This window comes from Pseudoxanthomonas sp. LjRoot204_2, from assembly GCF_056175765.1.
This window is the reverse complement of sequence record NZ_JBGFFG010000587.1, coordinates 1-1706: the sequence shown is the minus strand read 5'-3', so window position 1 is coordinate 1706 and position 1706 is coordinate 1. Positions and strand designations below refer to the sequence as shown.

The window sequence follows — 1706 nt, the reverse complement described above, 5'->3', positions numbered from 1 at the left end:
CTCACTAAGGGTGTCGCGAGGACGAAAGAGGTCCGTTCTTCTCTCACTAAGGGTGTCATGAGGACCAGAGAGCTCCGTTCTTCTCTCACTAAGGGTGTCGTGAGGACGAAAGAGGTCCGTTCTTCTCTCACTAAGGGTGTCGCGAGGACCAAGGAGGTCCGTTCTTCTCTCACCAAGCCTGTCGCGAGCGCCGGAAAGCCTCGCGCATCCCGTGATCAGTCGACCGGGTCATGCAGCAGGTCGTCCAGCGCTGCGTCCAGCGTCGGAAACCGGAACGTGAATCCCTCGGCCAGCGCGTGTGCGGGCAGCACGCGTTGGCCGGTCAGCAGCAGCTGCGACATTTCGCCGAATCCCGCCTTCAGCGCGAACGCCGGGGTCGGCAACAGGGCGGGGCGATGCAGCGCCTTGCCCAGGGTACGGGCGAAGTCGCGGTTGGTCACCGGCTCGGGTGCGGTGCCGTTGTAGGCACCGCCGGTCTGGTCGCGTTCCAGCAGCCATCGGATCATGCCGACCAGATCGTCGCGATGGATCCAGCTCATCCACTGCCGGCCGTCGCCCATCGGTCCACCGACGCCCAGCCGGAAAGGCGGCAGCATCTTCGCCAGTGCGCCGCCGTCGGTGCCGAGCACGATGCCGGTTCGCACGCGGCAGGTGCGTACGTCCAGACCTTCGGCCTGCATGGCCTCGGTTTCCCAGTCGCGGCACAGGTGGGCCGCGAAGTCGTCGCCCGGGGTGGCCGACTCGTCCAGCGCTTCATCGCCGCGCGGGCCGTAGTAGCCGATGGCCGAACCCGACACCAGCACGCGCGGTCGTACCGACTGGCGCGCCATCCAGGCGATCAGGCTGCGCGTGGTGTCGAGGCGGGACGCGCGGAAGATGGCCTTGCGCGACGCATTCCAGCGGCCGGCCATCAGCGGTTCGCCGGCCAGGTTGACCACCGCTTCCACGTCGCGCGCGTCTTCCAGCGTGGCCAGCGTCCGCACCGGTGCCGGCAGTGTGCCGCGCGCACGGGTGGGGTCGCGGGTGAGCACGCTCAGAGTGTGGCCGGCCTGCAGCAGCCGGGCACAGAGCGCCTGGCCGATGAAGCCGGTACCGCCGGTGATCAGGACATGCATGCGCGGTCTCGCGGGGAATCCGGGGCAGCATACGCAGGGGCGTGTGTTGCGGATGTGGAACGGACCGTGGAGGGCGGGCGACGGTCCTGCCCGGGCGTGGTCACTACACTAGGCGCATGCCACCGCTTCCCCTGCTCCTGCTGCCCGGCCTGCTGTGCGACGCGCGCCTGTGGCGCGACCCTGCCGAGGCGCTCGCCGACATCGCCCCGGTGCACCAGGCCGACCTGACCCGGGACGACAGCGTGGCCGGCATGGCCGCCCGCGTGCTGGCGACCGCGCCACCCGTGTTCGCGCTGGCGGCGTTGTCGATGGGGGGCTACGTGGCGTTCGAGATCCTGCGGCAGGCACCGGAGCGCGTCGCGCGGCTGGCGCTGCTGGACACCAGCGCGCGGCTGGATCCCCCCAAGCGCCGGCTGGTGCGTCAGGCCGGGCTGGCGCTGGCGGAGGCCGGGCGCTTCRCCGGCGTCACCCGCAAGCTGCTGCCGCAGCTGGTGCACGAAAGCCGCGTGGACAGCGACGTGGGCGAGGACGTGATGGCGATGGCGCAGCGCGTCGGGCGCGAGGCCTTCCTGCGCCAGCAGCGTGCCATCC

General features: G+C 70.3%; 2 protein-coding genes. One reads left to right on the top strand and one right to left on the bottom strand.

The genetic code is table 11. The annotated features are described in order from the left end of the window. Positions 1–215 precede the first annotated feature (215 nt). The gene (locus AC04L7_RS18115; protein WP_436000379.1) at positions 216–1115 is read right to left on the bottom strand and encodes a TIGR01777 family oxidoreductase; all 900 of its coding nucleotides are present in this window, start codon (positions 1113–1115) and stop codon (positions 216–218) included. A gap of 116 nt (positions 1116–1231) precedes the next feature. Here AC04L7_RS18115 and AC04L7_RS18110 point away from each other — a divergent pair. After that, on the top strand, positions 1232–1706 hold a 475-nt coding region (locus AC04L7_RS18110), incomplete at its 3' end, for an alpha/beta fold hydrolase (protein WP_475513623.1).

Excerpts from the sequence above, each read along its gene's own strand:
- AC04L7_RS18115 (WP_436000379.1), bottom strand. The coding sequence starts at position 1,115 with ATGCATGTCCTGATCACCGGCGGTACCGGCTTCATCGGCCAGGCGCTC.